General features: G+C 67.1%; 15 protein-coding genes. 7 read left to right on the forward strand and 8 right to left on the reverse strand.

The genetic code is table 11. The annotated features are described in order from the left end of the window. The first annotated feature begins 292 nt into the window (after positions 1–292). The 3 genes from TBD_RS04470 to TBD_RS04480 are packed head-to-tail and all read left to right on the forward strand — an operon-like array spanning position 293 to position 2,724. Positions 293–1,405, forward strand: coding sequence for an aromatic ring-hydroxylating oxygenase subunit alpha (locus tag TBD_RS04470; protein WP_011311394.1), 1,113 nt, complete (start codon positions 293–295; stop codon positions 1,403–1,405). Between the two features lie 58 nt (positions 1,406–1,463). Continuing rightward, a complete protein-coding gene (locus TBD_RS04475) occupies positions 1,464–2,330 on the forward strand; it encodes a DMT family transporter (RefSeq protein ID WP_011311395.1) in 867 nt (288 codons plus the stop codon). Positions 2,331–2,355: 25 nt separating this feature from the next. Continuing rightward, on the forward strand, positions 2,356–2,724 hold the full coding sequence (locus tag TBD_RS04480; protein ID WP_011311396.1) for an STAS/SEC14 domain-containing protein: 369 nt from the start codon (positions 2,356–2,358) through the stop codon (positions 2,722–2,724). A gap of 33 nt (positions 2,725–2,757) precedes the next feature. Here the strand turns inward: TBD_RS04480 and TBD_RS04485 are convergent, their stop codons facing one another. From TBD_RS04485 to pip, 3 genes are read right to left on the reverse strand one after another with little or no spacing between them, the layout of a single operon-like run. Continuing rightward, entirely contained in the window at positions 2,758–3,546 is a 789-nt protein-coding gene (locus TBD_RS04485) for a DUF3025 domain-containing protein (protein ID WP_011311397.1), read from the reverse strand. Continuing rightward, positions 3,543–4,406 (reverse strand): tetratricopeptide repeat protein, encoded by an 864-nt coding sequence (locus TBD_RS04490; RefSeq protein WP_011311398.1) that lies wholly within the window; start codon positions 4,404–4,406, stop codon positions 3,543–3,545. The genes TBD_RS04485 and TBD_RS04490 overlap by 4 nt, the downstream gene beginning before the upstream one ends. After that, entirely contained in the window at positions 4,406–5,368 is a 963-nt protein-coding gene (gene pip / locus TBD_RS04495; RefSeq protein WP_011311399.1) for a prolyl aminopeptidase, read from the reverse strand. Before pip ends, TBD_RS04490 begins: the two co-directional genes overlap by 1 nt. A 169-nt stretch (positions 5,369–5,537) precedes the next feature. Between pip and TBD_RS04500 the strand changes: the two genes are divergently transcribed. The 3 genes from TBD_RS04500 to TBD_RS04510 all read left to right on the forward strand — a co-directional run bounded on the left by TBD_RS04500 (position 5,538) and on the right by TBD_RS04510 (position 7,399). Next, positions 5,538–5,927 (forward strand): hypothetical protein, encoded by a 390-nt coding sequence (locus TBD_RS04500; RefSeq protein ID WP_011311400.1) that lies wholly within the window; start codon positions 5,538–5,540, stop codon positions 5,925–5,927. 86 nt (positions 5,928–6,013) lie between these two features. Then, on the forward strand, positions 6,014–7,114 hold the full coding sequence (locus TBD_RS04505; RefSeq protein ID WP_041432360.1) for an FIST signal transduction protein: 1,101 nt from the start codon (positions 6,014–6,016) through the stop codon (positions 7,112–7,114). Between the two features lie 21 nt (positions 7,115–7,135). Further along, positions 7,136–7,399, forward strand: coding sequence for a hypothetical protein (locus tag TBD_RS04510; RefSeq protein ID WP_011311402.1), 264 nt, complete (start codon positions 7,136–7,138; stop codon positions 7,397–7,399). Between the two features lie 473 nt (positions 7,400–7,872). Here the strand turns inward: TBD_RS04510 and TBD_RS04515 are convergent, their stop codons facing one another. From TBD_RS04515 to TBD_RS04535, 5 genes are all read right to left on the reverse strand, one after another. After that, positions 7,873–10,692, reverse strand: coding sequence for an aconitate hydratase (locus TBD_RS04515; RefSeq protein WP_011311403.1), 2,820 nt, complete (start codon positions 10,690–10,692; stop codon positions 7,873–7,875). 97 nt (positions 10,693–10,789) lie between these two features. Next, on the reverse strand, positions 10,790–11,140 hold the full coding sequence (locus TBD_RS04520; RefSeq protein ID WP_011311404.1) for a DUF3147 family protein: 351 nt from the start codon (positions 11,138–11,140) through the stop codon (positions 10,790–10,792). 33 nt (positions 11,141–11,173) lie between these two features. Then, positions 11,174–12,679, reverse strand: a complete 1,506-nt coding sequence (gene lysS, locus TBD_RS04525; RefSeq protein ID WP_011311405.1) for a lysine--tRNA ligase — start codon at positions 12,677–12,679, stop codon at positions 11,174–11,176. Positions 12,680–12,687: 8 nt separating this feature from the next. Further along, positions 12,688–13,119 carry a type II toxin-antitoxin system VapC family toxin gene (locus TBD_RS04530; RefSeq protein ID WP_011311406.1) on the reverse strand — a complete coding sequence of 144 codons (432 nt, stop codon included), beginning with the start codon at positions 13,117–13,119 and terminating at the stop codon, positions 12,688–12,690. After that, a complete protein-coding gene (locus tag TBD_RS04535; protein ID WP_041432364.1) occupies positions 13,116–13,346 on the reverse strand; it encodes a type II toxin-antitoxin system Phd/YefM family antitoxin in 231 nt (76 codons plus the stop codon). The genes TBD_RS04530 and TBD_RS04535 overlap by 4 nt, the downstream gene beginning before the upstream one ends. A 97-nt stretch (positions 13,347–13,443) precedes the next feature. On the opposite strand from TBD_RS04535, the gene recQ reads away from it, so the two are divergent. Further along, the gene (gene recQ, locus TBD_RS04540) at positions 13,444–15,240 is read left to right on the forward strand and encodes a DNA helicase RecQ (RefSeq protein ID WP_011311408.1); all 1,797 of its coding nucleotides are present in this window, start codon (positions 13,444–13,446) and stop codon (positions 15,238–15,240) included. Positions 15,241–15,747: the final 507 nt, after the last annotated feature.

Consider the following 15,747-nt stretch of genomic DNA (forward strand, 5'->3'; position numbering starts at 1 on the left):
GGGCGCGCGGGTTTGATCCGCGGGGCGGCGCGATCGGCACTTACTTCCGCCTGCCGAAGGGGGAGGCCGGCCGGGGCGCACGAATCCGTAGCAAGCGCCGCGCCCGCGCGCCGGCAAAGCGCGACAGACCTGCCGCAAGGCGCGCGCAGACAGCGCTTCGGGCGAGACGCCTATGCTAGAATTTCGCGCTTGCCCTGGCTCGGAAGCCGGGGGTTCACCCGGTAAATCCGGTGGGTCACACTTGCCGCTCCGGGAATTCCTGGAGGGGGCTCGGTTCTGAGTAGGGTACGCCGTGAGCGATCTCGCCGAATCCAGCGCCTTGTCGCTAACTTCGCCTCAACTGCCAGTTTCCTGGTACTTCGATCCGGTCATCTACGACCTGGAATTGACCCATCTATTCAAGCGCGGGCCGGGCTACGCCGGGCACCAGCTCATGGTGCCCGAGCCGGGCGACTATCATGCGCTCGAAATGTTCGACGGCGGCAAGATGCTCGTCAACAGCGGATCGGGTGTCGAACTCCTCTCTAACGTCTGCCGCCATCGCCAGGCGCTGATGCTCACGGGCCGCGGCAAGCTGCCCTCCGACAACATCGTCTGCCCGGTGCATCGCTGGACCTACGATCGGCAGGGCCAACTGCTGGGTGCGCCGGAGTTTCCCGGCAACCCCTGTCTGAACCTCGGCCGGACCGGCCTGCAGAACTGGCAGGGACTGCTGTTCGCCGGCGAGCGCGACGTCAAGGCCGATCTCGCCGGCATGCAGGTCGCGCGCGAACTGGACTTTTCCGGATTCATGCTCGACCGCGTGCAGGTGACGCATTACGCATGCAACTGGAAGACCTTCATCGAGGTTTACCTCGAGGACTACCACGTCGCCCCCTATCACCCGGGCCTCGGTCACTTCGTCACCTGCGACGACCTCAAGTGGGAATACGGAGACTGGTGGTCGGTGCAGACCGTGGGCGTGAACCGCGGCCTCGCCAAGCCGGGCTCGCCGGCCTACCGGAAATGGCACGAGCAGGTGCTGGCCTATGATCGCGGCGCGATCCCGGCGCACGGCTCGATCTGGCTGACCTACTATCCCGGCCTCATGGTCGAGTGGTACCCGCACGTGCTCGTCGTGTCGTCGATCGTGCCGACCGGCGTCGAGTCGTGCAGCAACGTCGTCGAGTTCTACTACCCGGAGGACATCGTGCTGTTCGAGCGTGCCTTCGTCGAGGCCGAGCAGGCCGCGTACGAGGAAACGGCAGTCGAGGACGAGGACATCTGCGCGCGTATGCACGCCGGGCGGCGCGCGCTGTACAAGCAGGGAATCTCGGAGACCGGCCCCTACCAGTCGCCGCTCGAGGACGGCATGATGCATTTCCATGCCTTCCTGCGGCGCGAGATCGAACCTCACCTCGGATGAGCGCACGCACGAACCCGGACGGGCGGCCGTTGCCGCCCGTTTTTTTCGTCCAGGCGACATGACGTCGGGCTGGATGCTCGTCGCGGCGGCGCTGTTCGCGTTGATGGGCGTGCTGGTGAAGCACGCGTCGCAAAATTTCTCGGCGCCCGAGCTCGTGTTCTACCGCTCGGCCTTCGGCCTGCTCGCGATCTGGGCGATGATCGCGGTCGGCCAACGCCGGCTGCTCGCGCCCTTCGCGACAGTACACGCCGGAACGCACGTCTGGCGCGGGCTCTCCGGATTTCTCGCGCTGGTGCTGTTTTTTTACGCGTTGAGCCGGCTGCCGCTCGCCACGGCCGTCACCCTCAACTACACCGCGCCGCTGTTTCTCGCGGCCCTGTCGGCGTGGTGGCTGCGCGAACGCCACGGCCGCGGGGTGACCGGCGCGGTGCTGCTCGGCTTCGTCGGCGTCGTGTTGCTGCTGCGCCCGCAGATGGACAACCAGGCCTGGCAGCCCGCGCTCGCCGGGCTTGCCTCCGGCATGCTCGCCGCGGTCGCCTACGTCAACGTCAAACGCCTCGGCAAGCTCGGCGAGCCCGAGTGGCGCGTCGTGTTCTACTTCACGCTGCTGTCGACCGTGGGCGGGGCGCTATGGATGGCGCTCGCCGGATTTCATTTCCCGCACCCGAGCGATTGGCCGTGGCTTGTCGGCATCGGCGTCACGGCGACGCTTGCGCAACTCGCCCTGACCCGCGCCTACCACCGCGGGCACACGCTCACGGTCGGCGCGCTCGCCTACAGCACCGTCGGCTTTTCCGCTCTCTACGGCGTGGTACTGTTCGGCGAGCGTCTGCCGCCGCTGACCTGGGCCGGCATGGCCGTCATCGCCGGCGCCGGCATCTGGGCCGTGCGCGCGTCGGCGCCGGCGCGACCCGAGTCGCTATAGTGGAAAGACTGTTGAGGAGACCGTCATGATCAGCCTGGATGTGGACCAAAACCTGATTGCCGTCACCGTGATGGGCCAGTTCACGCTCGCCGACTATCGCGAGTTCGAGGAGGCGGTCGCCCACGGCATCGCATTCGAGGGCAAGGTCAACCTGTTGTTCGATCTGCGCGACATGCTGTCGTACAGCGTCGACGTCGCGTGGGAGGAACTGAAGTTTTCGCGCGAGCACAAGAACGACTTCGGGCGCATCGCGATCCTCACCGGCGACGAATGGGTCGCGTGGAGCATGTGGGTCAACCGCATGTTCATGTCAGCCGACATCCGGCTGTTCGACGAACTCGAAGCCGCGCAGGCCTGGGTCACCGGCGGCGAGCTGCCGGCCCCGGTCATCTGAACAGTTGAATCGCACCGAAGGCGCGGCTGCGGGTCAGCGTCCCGCGCCGGCAAGCGTTTCGTCGCGCGCGCAGCACGGTGGATCGCGCAAGGGGCGAAAGATCTCCACGTTCGCGTAATAGCCGGCCGCCGCGTTGGCCGGGTCCCAGCCCGGGATGCCTTGCACCGGCAGGGGCGGGAGCGCACGCGGACGCGCGATCTGCACGAGTTCACGCGCCGCGGTTGCGTCGAGCGCGGCGGCGTCGAGCGTCTCGGCGTGCAGGACCAGACATTTCCCCGTCATCGCCGGATAAGGCGTGAGCGCCTTCTCGAGCAGCGCGTGGCCGACCACGATGAAAGCCATGTCGCGCTCGACCTCCGCGCGCGCTTCCCAGAAAAGAGCGTGCCACGCACGCTCGCGCAGCAATCGCGGCAAGGCCGGCGAGCGGCTCGCCACCCAGACGCCCGACTCGTCGAGCACCGTCAGCGCATCGCGCGCCGGCCCGCGCACGGCCCCATCCTCGGTCGCGATCGCGGCGCCGTGGGCCGCGTTCAGCGTGCCCTTGAACTGCGGGAAGCGCAGCCAGACCAGCGCGTTCAACACGTCGTGCCAGGTCGTCGAACGCGTGGGAACGGCGCCGGTCTGCAGGATCGCCGTTTCGTAGGCGCGGGCGGAAAGCCGGCCGCTCGATTCGACGAAACGCAGCGGCCGGCCGGCGGCATTCCTTATGTTGCGTGCAGCGGCCGAGGCGTTCAGCGCGTCGAGCGTCGGCAGGCCGTGCGGCAGTGCGAGTTCGGCGACGAGTTCGCGGTAGGGCGTGAAGGCCGGATGCGCGAAGTTCAATGCAGCGACTCGGACAGCAGGCGCCGGTATTTGAGCGTCAGCGGATCGGCGCTGCCGAGCAGGTCGAACAACGCGAGCAGGCTGATGCGGCCGATATCCTGGCCGAAGTCGCGATCGGTGCGTGCGATGAACAGCAGTTCGTCCATCGCGCCCGCGTAGTCGTCGCCCGCCAGCAGCACGGCGGCGCGCTGATAGTGCGTCTCGATGTCGTCAGGCTGGCTTGCTATGTGCTCGTCGAGTGTGGCGAGTGCAGGCGCCTGGCGCGCGGTCTCGGCCAGGCGCAGGTGGGCGTGGAGCGGTGCGATGCGCGCGTCCTTGCGTGCCTCGGGCGGCAGGCTCTCGAGCAGTTTCAGCGCCTGATCGCCGTCGCCTTCGGCCCATAGCAGCTTGGCGAGGTCGCGCGGAATGTCGAGATTGTCCGGCTCGGCCATGGCGGCGTTGGCGAGCAGCATGCGCGCCTCCGACAGTTTGCCGGCCTGCCACGCGGCGACGCCGAGAGCATGCGCGCGGTTGGCGTCGCCGGCGATGAAGCGGTCGAGAGCTTCGCGAAAAGTGCTGTCGGGCTCGGCGCCGTGGATCGTGTGCGCGACTTCGCCGCGCCAGAAGAATTTCACGGTCGGAACCGAGTTCACGGCGAAGCGCTGTGCGAGTTGCGGAAGCTCCTCGGCGTTCAGCATCACCAGCAGGAACTTGCCGCCGTACTCGGCCGCGAGCCGCACGAGCCGCGGCATCAGCACGAAGCAGGGCCCGGCCTTCGGGGTCCAGAAGTGGACCAGCACGGGTCCCTTGTGCGAATTCTCCAGAACCAGGCGATTGAAATTGTCGGCGGTGGCGTCGAAGACGTGGGGCGAGAGCGTCATCAGATCAGGGCTCCGGTGGCAGCGAAGCGGTCGCAGGCGGCGACCAGTGCACGGGCGATGCCGGGCTCGAACGCCGAGTGGCCCGCGTCCGGCACGACCTGGTAGTGCGCTTCGGGCCAGGCCCGCGCGAGGTCGTCGGCCGAGGTGATCGGGCAGACGGCGTCGTAGCGACCCTGCACGATCAGCGCGGGGATGTGGCGGATGCGCGCGACGTTGGCGAGCAGGCTGTCGTCGGGAAGGAAGATGCCATTGACGAAGTAGTGCGCCTCGATGCGCGACAACGAGAGCGCGGTCCGTTCGCTGCCGAACGCGGCGACGAGTTCGGCACTCGGCAGCAGCGTCGAGCACGAGGCCTCGAAGGTCGCCCACTGCCAAGCGGCCGGGCGATGCACGGCCGGATCGGGATCGACCAGGCGGCGATGGTAGGCGACGAGCAGATCGTCACGCTCGTCTTCGGGGATGAATTCCGCGAGCTGGCGCTGCGCTTCGGGGAAAAAGCTGCGGATCCCGTAGAGAAACCAGTCGATCTCCTGCGGGCGGCAGAGGAAGATGCCACGCAGCACGAGGCCGCGGCAGCGCTCGGGATGAGCCTGGGCATAGGCCAGCGCGAGCGTCGATCCCCAGGAGCCGCCGAACACGAGCCATGAGGCGACGTCGAGTTCGTCGCGCAGCGCTTCCATGTCGGCGATGAGGTGCGGCGTCGTATTGTCGGCGAGTTCGCCGTGCGGCGTCGAGCGGCCGCAGCCGCGCTGATCGAACAGCACGATGCGGTAGCGCGCGGGATCGAAGAAGCGTCTCTGGTTGGCCGACGTGCCGGCCCCCGGGCCACCGTGGACGAAGAGCACGGGGATGCCTGCGGGGTTGCCCGAGGTTTCCCAGTAGATGCGGTGGACGCCGTCGGTCTCGAGCAGGCCGCTGGCGTAGGGGGTGATCGGCGGATAGAGCGACGCGGGGCCTGACATGAGCTTGGGTTACGACGGAGAACTCGCATGATAGCGTCTCGCCGCCCTGGCAGAAGGGTCGCCGGCCGCGCCCGTATCGACAGGCGCCGGGCGGGTACGTATGCTTTCGGAACGCGCGACCTCGCGCGAGTGAAGTGTTCTCTCAATATCAATGATCAGGAGGGGTTCCATGGGGCATGTGGTGAAAGTCGCGCTGCTGGGATTGGGCGAAGTCGGAGAGAAGTTTGCCGAGCATTTCCTGGAAAAAATCCAGGAGGATCGCGCGAACGTCGAGATCGTGGCGGTCGCCCACCGGGACCTCGAGTCGCCGGTCGCGCTCGGGTTCGTTCACAGCAAGGTCCCGGTATTCAAGGACGCGATGGAGGTCGTCACGCTCGGCGCGAAGGTGGACATCATCTTCGATCTGACCGGCGACCCCGAGGTGCGGCGCAAACTGCGGATCGCGCTGCAGGAATCGCACAACCAGCACACCGTGATCGCGCCCGAAGTGGTGGCGCATCTGTTGTGGAACTTCTTCGGCGAGGGCGAGCTGCCGCGCAGCAACCGCACCGGCTACTGACGCCGGCCGGGCGGCCCCGGCCGCCCCGGACCCGTGGCGCGCCGATGAGATGAGGGTTTTTGGTGAGACAGGCTGAGACGGAATCCATGAGCGCCCCCTTCAAATATGCCCACGCCGCGGCGGCGGCCTGGCGGGAGGCCGCGGAGGCCTGCGTCGAGCGGATCGGGGCGGTGCCGGCGAACGCGACCCTCGGTTTTCTTTACGTCTCCGACGCCTTCGCCGACGAACTCGAGGCCATCCTCGCCTTTTTCAAGGGGGCCACCGGCGTCGTCCACTGGACGGGCAGCGTCGGCGTCGGCGTCTGCGCCACCGGGCACGAATACCTCGACGAGCCGGCGATCGCCGTCATGCTCGGCGAATTCGCGCCCGCCGATTTCACGATGCTGCCGCTGCTGCGCTCGACGGCCGAAATCGGCGCCGAGCCCGCGAGCGGCTACTTCGCCGTCGTTCACGGCGACCCTGCGAACGGCCATATCCAGGAATTGATCGAGGGCGTTTCGGCGCAGGTATCGAGCGGCTTCGTCGTCGGCGGCCTGTCGAGTTCACGCGGCACGGCGCGGCAGATCAGCGACGAGGTCGTCAGCGGCGGGCTGTCGGGCGTCGTGTTCAGCGAGCGCGTGAAGCTCGCGACGCGTCTGACGCAGGGCGTTTCGCCGCTCGGTCCGCGCCACGAGATCACGGCTGCCAACAAGAACGTCGTCGGCAGCCTCGACCACCGGCCGGCGCTCGAAGTGATGAAAGAGGAAATCGGCGAAGTGCTCGCGCGCGATCTGCGCCGCGCGGCCGGCTACATTTTCGTCGGCCTGCCGGTCCGCGGCTCCGATACGGGCGACTACCTGGTGCGCAACATCCTCGGCGTCGACCCGCAGAACAATCTGGTCGCCGTCGGCGAACAACTCGCGCCCGGCGACGACCTGCTGTTCTGCCGACGCGACGAGCAGACGGCCGAACAAGACCTGCTGCGCATGCTCGCCGCGATCCGTGCGCAACTCGGCACGGCGATCCGGGGCGGCGTGTATTATTCCTGCCTCGGTCGCGGCCGCCACATGTTCGGCGCGCCCAACCGGGAGCTGGAGCTCATTCGCGAGACCCTGGGGGATTTCCCGCTGGTCGGCTTTTTCGCCAACGGCGAGATCTCGCATAACCGTTTATACGGCTACACAGGAGTGCTGACCCTGTTTGGCTGACCCGTTGAAAGGGAGACACGCATGACCCTGCACGCGATGAAGGAAGACGAAGTCCGACTGCTGCGCGACGAAATCGAACTGCTGATGTCCGAACGCCGCCAACTGTTGCAGGTGACCGGAGCCGCCGCCGTATTCGTCGCCAACCTGGATACCGACAGCCTCCCCGACGAGGCCGACACGATCGACGCGGCCGAGATGCTCGCCGAGCAGTTGAACGGCTTGTCCGAGGAAACGCTCAAGGACGCGTTGGAGTCGGTGCGCGCCCAGGTCGATCCGGTGCAATAGGCTTCATCCCCGAGCCCCGCTGCCGAAGCCTGAGAAAAACGGGCGTTTTTGGTGTCCCCGCAAGCGTGAGGGCGCTGGCGAGCACTGGCAGCCCAAGCCTGAAGCTCTCCACCCATATCACCGACAGGGTCGCACGGACTCTGGCTGGCCAGGGGGTCGGCACCAGCGTCCCCCCGGAAGCACGGCCGCGCGGCCGTGCCACGCGGCCCTGCCGAGCATCGGGTGATGGCAGCGCCGACTGAACTACTTTCCCCTCGCGGCCGCACGATTGCCCGGCGACATCAATTCGATTTCCGGCGCCGTGTTTTGCGTTGCCGGTCTGCTTGCATATAGAGAAAGGCCGAACCGGCGGTCCCGTTTCGATCTCACCGGCGCCGTGTTGCACGCCCACCTCGGCCGAAAAGAGCAGGTGCTCGATCGCACAGAGGCGGCGCCGCAAGCTGGCCGGGTAAAAACCCGGCCGCGTGCGCAGCTCAGCCGAGCAGCTGACCGAGCACGAAGGGCAGGATGCCGCCCTTGTTGTAGTACTCGACTTCGATCGGCGTGTCGATGCGCAGCGTCAGCCCGACGCGATCGACCGCGCCGTTTGCCCGCGTGATCGCGAGCGTGACGTCCTGTTGCGGCGTGATGCCGGACTCGAGGCCTTCGAGGGCGAAGGTTTCGCTGCCGTCGAGCTTGAGCGTCGCGGTGTCGGCGCCGTCCTTGAACTGGCAGGGCAGCACGCCCATGCCCGCGAGGTTGGCGCGGTGGATGCGCTCGAAGCTCTTGGCGACGACGGCCTTCACGCCCAGGAGCGTCGTTCCCTTGGCGGCCCAGTCGCGCGAAGAGCCGGTGCCGTACTCCTCACCTGCGAAGATCATGAGCGGCGTTCCCTCGCGCTGGTAGGCCATTGCAGCGTCGTAGATCGGCTGCTGCGCGCCGTCCTTCAGCGTCACGCCGCCTTCCGAGCCCGGAATCATCAGGTTCTTGATGCGCACGTTGGCGAAGGTGCCGCGCATCATGACTTCGTGGTTGCCGCGGCGCGCGCCATAGCTGTTGAAGTCGGCCTTCTGCACGCCGTTCTCGTCGAGGTAGAGGCCGGCGGGCGAAGTCGGCTTGATGCCGCCGGCCGGACTGATGTGGTCGGTCGTGACCGAGTCGCCGAATAGCGCGAGCGCGCGCGCGCCGCTAATCGCCGGCCCCGTGGCCCGTACGCTTGCCGTTTCCGCGGAGGCGGCGAAGAAGGGCGGTTCCTGGATGTAGGTCGATTTCGCGTCCCACTGGTAGACGGCGCCGGCGGGCGCGGGCACCGCGTCCCATAGCGGGTTGTTCGCGCCGACGTCGGCGTAGATCGCGCGGTAGATGCCGGCGTCGGTCGCCGCGGCCATCACCGCCGCGATTTCGTCGTTGCTCGGCCACAGGTCGCGCAGATAGACGGGCTTGCCGGCGCTCGACGTGCCGAGCGGCTCATTCTCGAAGTCGATGTCGACGCGGCCGGCCAGTGCGAAGGCGACGACGAGCGGCGGGCTCATCAGGAAGTTGGCCTTCACGGCCTGGTGCACGCGGGCCTCGAAGTTGCGGTTGCCCGAGAGCACCGAGGCGACGACGAGATCCTGCTCGGCGACCGTCTTCTCGATCTCGGGCTTGAGCGGGCCGGAGTTGCCGATGCAGGTCGTGCAGCCGTAGCCGACGACCGAGAAGCCGACTGCTTCGAGCGCATCCATCAGGCCGGCGTTCTTGAGGTATTCGCTGACCGCGCGCGAACCGGGGCCGAGCGAGGTCTTGACGTGGGCAGGCGGCTTCAGGCCGAGCGCGGCGGCTTTCTTCGCCAGGAGGCCCGCGGCGAGCATGACGCCCGGGTTCGAGGTGTTGGTGCACGAGGTGATCGCGGCGATGACGACGTCGCCGTGGCCGAGGCTGCCGTTGCCCTGGCCGAACACGCGCGCCGGGTCGGCCACGACGTGGTCCGGGCTCGGGTGGTTGTCGATCATTTCCGCTTCCGCGGCGGGCGCGGGCACGGGTTCGTCCTGGCTGCCGCCGCCGGCGAGGTCGACCGGCGTGTGCGCCGTCGGCGGCAGGACGTGGCGTGCGCCGAGCTGCCCGGGCTTGCCGTAGCCGCCTTCTCCGGCCGGCTTTTCCATCAGCCCGGCGAAGGCCGACTTGAGGCCCTTCAACTCGATGCGGTCCTGCGGGCGACGGGGTCCGGCGACCGAGGGCGCGACGCTCGCGAGATCGACTTCGATCACCTGCGAGTAGTCGATGGCCCCTGCCTCGGGTATGCCGAAGAGACCCTGCGCCTGGTAGTAGGCGCGCAGCATGTCGACCTGAGCAGCGGGGCGGCCGGTCGCGGCGAAGTACTGGCAGGTCGCTTCGTCGACGGGGAAGAAGCCCATCGTCGCACCATACTCGGGCGCCATGTTGGCGACGGTCGCGCGGTCGGTGACCGACATGGCGGCCGCACCTTCGCCGAAGAACTCGACGAACTTACCGACGACCTTGGCGCGGCGCAGCGTTTCGGTGATCGTCAGCACGACGTCGGTCGCGGTGACGCCGGGCGCCGCGACGCCCTTGAGGTGCACGCCGACGACGTCGGGCGTCAGGAAGTAGACCGGCTGGCCGAGCATCGCGGCTTCGGCCTCGATGCCGCCGACGCCCCAGGCGACGACGCCGAGGCCGTTGATCATCGTCGTGTGCGAGTCGGTGCCGACCAGCGTGTCGGGGTAGGCGACGCCGTCCTTCTCCATCACGCCGCGCGCGAGATATTCCATGTTGACCTGGTGCACGATGCCGACGCCGGGCGGCACGACCTTGAAGGTCTCGAAGGCCTGCATGCCCCACTTGAGGAACTGGTAGCGCTCGAGGTTGCGCTCGAATTCGATCTTCATGTTGAGGTCGAGCGCCTCGCGGCTGCCGTAGGCGTCGACCTGGACCGAGTGGTCGACGACCATGTCGACCGGCACCAGCGGTTCGATCTTCTTCGGATCCTTGCCGGCTTTCGCAGCGGCCGAGCGCATCGCCGCGAGGTCGGCCAGGAGCGGCACGCCGGTGAAGTCCTGCAGGATCACGCGCGCCACCGTGAACGGGATTTCCTCGGTGCGCGCGGCGTTCGGCTTCCAGTTCGCGAGCTGCCTGACGTGCGCCTCGGTGACTTTTACCCCGTCGCAATTGCGCAGCACCGATTCGAGCACGACGCGGATCGAAACCGGCAGCCGTGCCAGCGACGTCCCCAGCGCGGCTTCGAGCTTCTTGAGCGAGGCGAAGCCGAGGCTGCCGCTACCGGTTGAAAAGGAATCGCGGGTATTGAAGTCGGTCATGATGGGGTGGCTCTGCAAGGAAGGACGGAAAACGGGTAAACGGCGGGATTTTACCGGAAGCGCGCGCCGCGCCGACAGCGCTGCGCGAAGCCTGCGCTCAGAGACGAATGCCGAAAGCCGCGAACAGCCTGAGCGCGCCGAGGTAGGCGAGCGCGGTCGCGGCGCTCGCGGCGGCGAGGCTCGCCCAGAATCCCCAGCCGCCGCGCAGCAGGACCGGCAGCAGCACGAGCAGCAGCAGCGAGGGCAGCACGAGCCAGAAGATGCTCGTCGACAGCGCGGCGACGCGCTCGACGTCGTGCGTGTCGAGGTAGAGCCAGACGAAGGCCAAGAGCGAGGTCAGCGGCAGCGACGCCAGCGCGGCCGCCCAGAAGGTGCTGCGCTTGGCGATCTCGGCGACCGCGACGACGACGAACGCCGAGAGGGCGATCTTGAGCAGATATTGGCCCATGTCTGCTTCAGCCGCGCCGCCGGCGAGCCCGGCTCAGGCCTCGCGCCGCATCTGCGGGAAGAGGATGACGTCGCGGATCGACGGCGAATCGGTGAGCAGCATCACGAGGCGGTCGATGCCGATGCCGCAGCCGCCGGTCGGCGGCAGGCCGTGTTCGAGCGCGCGGATGAAGTCGGCGTCGTAGTGCATCGCCTCCTCGTCGCCGGCTTCCTTGGCGCGCACCTGCTCCATGAAGCGTTCGGCCTGGTCCTCGGCGTCGTTCAATTCGGAAAAGCCGTTCGCCATTTCACGGCCGGTGATGAAGAGTTCGAAGCGCTCGGTGATCTCGGGCTGCGTGTCGGAGCGACGCGCCAGCGGCGAGACTTCGGCCGGGTAGTCGACAATGAAGGTCGGCTGCACGAGCAGCGCCTCGGTCGTCTCCTCGAAGAAGGTCAGCTGCAGGCCGCCGAGCCCGTCGTGCTCGCGGTACTTGGCCTTCATCGCCGTGAATTGCGCGGTCAGCCAGTCGCGATCGTTGAGTTGCTCGACGGTGTACTCGGGGTGGTATTTGCGCACCGCCTCGACGATGGTCAGGCGGTCGAAGGGCGTGCCGAGTTCGATCGTGCTTCCCTGGTAGGAAATCGTCGTCGAGCCGGTCGCGGCGACCGCGGTGTGGCGGATCAGCGCCTCGGTGAAGTCCATGAGGTAGCGATATTCGCGGTAGGCCTCGTAGAACTCCATCATCGTGAACTCGGGGTTGTGGCGCGTGCTCAAGCCCTCGTTGCGGAAGTTGCGGTTGATCTCGAACACCTTCTCGAAGCCGCCGACGACGAGCCGCTTGAGATAGAGCTCGGGCGCGATGCGCAGGAAGAGCTCCATGTCGAGCGCGTTGTGGTGGGTGACGAAGGGCTTGGCCGCGGCGCCGCCGGGGATCGGGTGCATCATCGGCGTCTCGACTTCGAGAAAGCCGTGGCCGGTCATGAATTCGCGGATCGCCTGGATGATCTTCGAGCGGCGCACGAAGGTCGACCGCGCGTCGTCGTTGGTGATGAGGTCGAGATAGCGCTGGCGGTACTTCTGTTCCTGGTCCGCGAGCCCGTGGAATTTTTCCGGCAGCGGACGCAGCGCCTTCGACAGCAAGCGGACCGATTTTGCCTGGATCGTCAGTTCGCCCTTGTTGGTCTTGAACAGCGTGCCGCTCACGCCGACGAAGTCGCCGAGGTCCCAGCGCTTGAACGCCTCGTGCGCGTCGAGCCCGGTCAGGTCGTTCGAGACGTAGACCTGGATGCGGCCGCTCATGTCCTGCAGCGTCGCGAAGCTCGCCTTGCCCATCACGCGCTTGAGCATCATGCGGCCCGCCAGCTGCACGTCGACGGCCTCGGCTTCGAGCGCTTCCTTGGATTTGTCGCCGTGTTCGTGCGCGAGCCTGCCGGCGTAGTCGCGGCGCTCGAAGTCGTTGGGGAAGGCGACGCCCGCCTCGCGGATCGCGGCGAGCTTGGCGCGGCGCTCGGCGATGATCTGGTTTTCGTCGAGGGCGGGGGCGTTGGTGGGGTCGGTCATGATGCCATTCAATAAAAGGTGAAAACGGGGATACCGAGCGCTCTGGCCGCGTCGGCTTGATGCTTGTCGGCGGTGGCGAAACTGACTGCACCGTAATGGCGGGCATAGGCCAGATGCAGCGCGTCCAATGCGCGCAGGGGCAGTTCCGGAATCAGGTCGATGAGTTGTCTCGCCTCGACGAACAGGCTGGAGGCATCCTGCTGGATGCGCCAGGCGGTCGCTTGCACGTCACGGTCAAATTCGGCGAGGGCAACGCGTTCAAGCTGCAGATCGATTTGTTGAGCGCGCCGACGGCGTGCCAGCACGCAGCGGAATTCCACTAGCGTGAGTGGGCTGGTCGCGACTTCATCCTGTGCATCGACCCAGTCGAGTACATCCAGTGAGCGCGGTTCACGGATATAGCACTTGGCCAGCGCACTGGTGTCGATATAGGCGCTCAAATGCGATCCTCTCGCTCTTCCGCCAGAATGTCCTCGCTGGGGACCGTTTGCATGGGCTGGCTTTCCAGAAACGCCCGCAACGAGCGTACCCGGCGCTTGGGTTCAACCGGCAGAATCCGCGCGACCGGCTCGCCATGCTTTACCACCAGAACTTCGTCGCTGTCGGCGAACATCTGGTCGGGGTGCGACAAGCCCTCCCGGGCTTCGCGGATGGTCAGGGTTTTCATGGCAGCCTCCCGGGGGAAAAAACAGCGCAAAACGTGACACAATTATAGCGAATGTGACACATCGCCCGCCAGTTCGCCTTACCTTTAATCCAGCTTCATGCCCGAAACCCCTTTAAGCCTCCTCAACCGCGTCTTCGGCTATCCCGCGTTCCGTGGTGAGCAGGCCGCGATCGTCGATACGGTCGTCGCCGGCGACGATGCGCTGGTGCTGATGCCGACGGGCGGCGGCAAGTCGCTGTGCTACCAGATCCCCGCGCTGTTGCGCGAAGGCTGCGCGGTCGTCGTCTCGCCGCTGATCGCGCTTATGCAGGACCAGGTCGCGGCGCTGCAGGAGTTGGGCATCGCCGCCGCCTTCCTGAATTCGAGCCTCGACGGCGCCACCGCCGCGCGGGTCGAGCGCGATTTCGTTTCGGGGCAGTTGAAGCTGCTCTACGTCGCCCCCGAGCGCCTGTTGACGCCGCGTTTTCAGAGCCTGCTCGCCGAGGCACGCATCGCGTTGTTCGCGATCGACGAGGCGCACTGCGTGTCGCAATGGGGCCACGACTTCCGCCCGGAATACCTCGGCCTGTCGGCGCTGCACGAACGCTTCCCCGAGGTGCCGCGCATCGCGCTGACCGCGACGGCCGACGCCGCGACGCGCGCCGAAATCCTGCAACGCCTTGATCTAGGCGCCGCGCGCGTCTTCGTCGCGAGTTTCGACCGCCCCAACATCCGCTACCGTATCGCCGAGAAAACCGAGCCGCGCCGGCAACTGCTCGACTTCCTCGCCGAACACACAGGCGAGGCCGGCATCGTCTATTGCAGCACGCGCAAGAAAGTCGAAGAAACCGCCGACGCGCTGAAGCAGGCCGGCCTCACGGCGCTGCCGTATCACGGCGGCATGGACAACGACACGCGTCGCCGCCATCAGGAAAAATTCCTGCGCGAGGAGGGCGTCGTCATGGTCGCGACGCTCGCGTTCGGCATGGGCATCGACAAGCCCGACGTGCGCTTCGTCGCCCACCTCGACCTGCCGCGCTCGGTCGAGGGCTACTACCAGGAAACCGGCCGCGCCGGCCGCGACGGCGAGCCGGCCGAGGCGTGGATGGCCTGGGGCCTGCAGGACGTCGTCACCCAGCGCCGCTTCATCGATGAAGGCGAGGCCGGAGACGCGCACAAGCGCATCGGCCACGCCAAGCTCGACGCCCTGGTCGGCCTGTGCGAAGCGGCCAGCTGCCGCCGCGTCGCGCTATTGAGCTACTTCGGCGAAGCCAGCCAGCCCTGCGGCAACTGCGACGTCTGCCTCAATCCGCCCACGCTGTGGGACGGCACCGAGGCCGCACAGAAATTGTTAAGCACCGTCTACCGCACCGGCCAGCGCTTCGGCGCCGGGCACGTGATCGACGTGCTGCTCGGCAAGACGACCGAGAAGATCGACCGCTTCGGCCACAGCCAGCTGAGCGTGTTCGGCATCGGCGCCAGCCAGACCGACAAGGTGTGGCGCGCCGTGCTGCGGCAGCTGGTGGTGCGCGGCCTGCTGGAGGTGGACCACAGTGCCTACGGCGCGCTCAAGCTCACCCAAGCCGCGAAGCCCGTGCTCAAAGGCGAGGAAACCGTGATGCTGCGCGCCATCGAAGCGCGCCCGGCGCGCAAGAAATCGCGCCTCGCCCCCAGTTCCGGCGCCGGCGTCCACGACGACGAAGACCCGCTGTTCCTCTCCCTGCGCGCCTGGCGCCGCGAAACCGCCAACGAAAAGGGCGTGCCCGCCTACGTCATCCTGCACGACGCCACGCTGCGCGAGATCGCCGCGCGCCGCCCCGCCACGCTGGCCGAGCTGGGCGAGATATCCGGGCTGGGGACGAAGAAGCTGGAAGCATACGGCGAGGACGTGTTGGCGGTGGTGGCGGAGGGGTGAGGCGGGGGCGCCGCCCCGCATGTTCCTGTCGACAGGTTTTACACCCCGGTGGGGGCGCCTGCCTTCGATTTGCCTGAAAGCCCGACGAATCCTGCGTTTGCCGGGGTCGCCTCGGCGGTGGCGCGAATCCTGCTTTTTCCTCCCCAGCACAATAATGTCGAAGGGATCCGCCTTCGGCAGCATGCGGAGCGTCCATTGACTGCAATCCACGACAGATGGAACGAGCCCCCTTGACTGCCCGCACCACCCTTTGTGCCTCGAGCCTCATCACGGCCGCAATGTCTGCTTTCGCGTACCCCGAAGCCCTCGCTTGCGTTGACGGCGATGGCACCGCCTACTGGAACCGTGGCTGGAAACTCGCAAATTACGGGGTATCCGGTTCGTTCAGCCTCGAGACCGTGCTCTCGGAATGGGATCCCACGCGTAGCCATTTCTATCTCCGAGAGCACGCGGTGGCCAGCGATGCGCCAAGCTATGCCGGCGTCATCTTGCCGAGCTTCTTCGCGA

It is taken from the genome of Thiobacillus denitrificans ATCC 25259 (assembly GCF_000012745.1).
Classification (GTDB): Bacteria; Pseudomonadota; Gammaproteobacteria; order Burkholderiales; family Thiobacillaceae; genus Thiobacillus; species Thiobacillus denitrificans_B.

What these genes read in the sequence shown, in the direction of transcription:
- TBD_RS04475 (WP_011311395.1), top strand. Translation starts at nt 1,464, where the DNA reads ATGACGTCGGGCTGGATGCTCGTCGCGGCGGCGCTGTTCGCGTTGATG.
- TBD_RS04480 (WP_011311396.1), top strand. Translation starts at nt 2,356, where the DNA reads ATGATCAGCCTGGATGTGGACCAAAACCTGATTGCCGTCACCGTGATG.
- TBD_RS04490 (WP_011311398.1), bottom strand. Translation starts at nt 4,406, where the DNA reads ATGACGCTCTCGCCCCACGTCTTCGACGCCACCGCCGACAATTTCAAT.
- pip (WP_011311399.1), bottom strand. Translation starts at nt 5,368, where the DNA reads ATGTCAGGCCCCGCGTCGCTCTATCCGCCGATCACCCCCTACGCCAGC.
- TBD_RS04500 (WP_011311400.1), top strand. Translation starts at nt 5,538, where the DNA reads ATGGGGCATGTGGTGAAAGTCGCGCTGCTGGGATTGGGCGAAGTCGGA.
- TBD_RS04505 (WP_041432360.1), top strand. Translation starts at nt 6,014, where the DNA reads ATGAGCGCCCCCTTCAAATATGCCCACGCCGCGGCGGCGGCCTGGCGG.
- TBD_RS04510 (WP_011311402.1), top strand. Translation starts at nt 7,136, where the DNA reads ATGACCCTGCACGCGATGAAGGAAGACGAAGTCCGACTGCTGCGCGAC.
- TBD_RS04515 (WP_011311403.1), bottom strand. Translation starts at nt 10,692, where the DNA reads ATGACCGACTTCAATACCCGCGATTCCTTTTCAACCGGTAGCGGCAGC.
- TBD_RS04520 (WP_011311404.1), bottom strand. Translation starts at nt 11,140, where the DNA reads ATGGGCCAATATCTGCTCAAGATCGCCCTCTCGGCGTTCGTCGTCGTC.
- lysS (WP_011311405.1), bottom strand. Translation starts at nt 12,679, where the DNA reads ATGACCGACCCCACCAACGCCCCCGCCCTCGACGAAAACCAGATCATC.
- TBD_RS04535 (WP_041432364.1), bottom strand. Translation starts at nt 13,346, where the DNA reads ATGAAAACCCTGACCATCCGCGAAGCCCGGGAGGGCTTGTCGCACCCC.
- recQ (WP_011311408.1), top strand. Translation starts at nt 13,444, where the DNA reads ATGCCCGAAACCCCTTTAAGCCTCCTCAACCGCGTCTTCGGCTATCCC.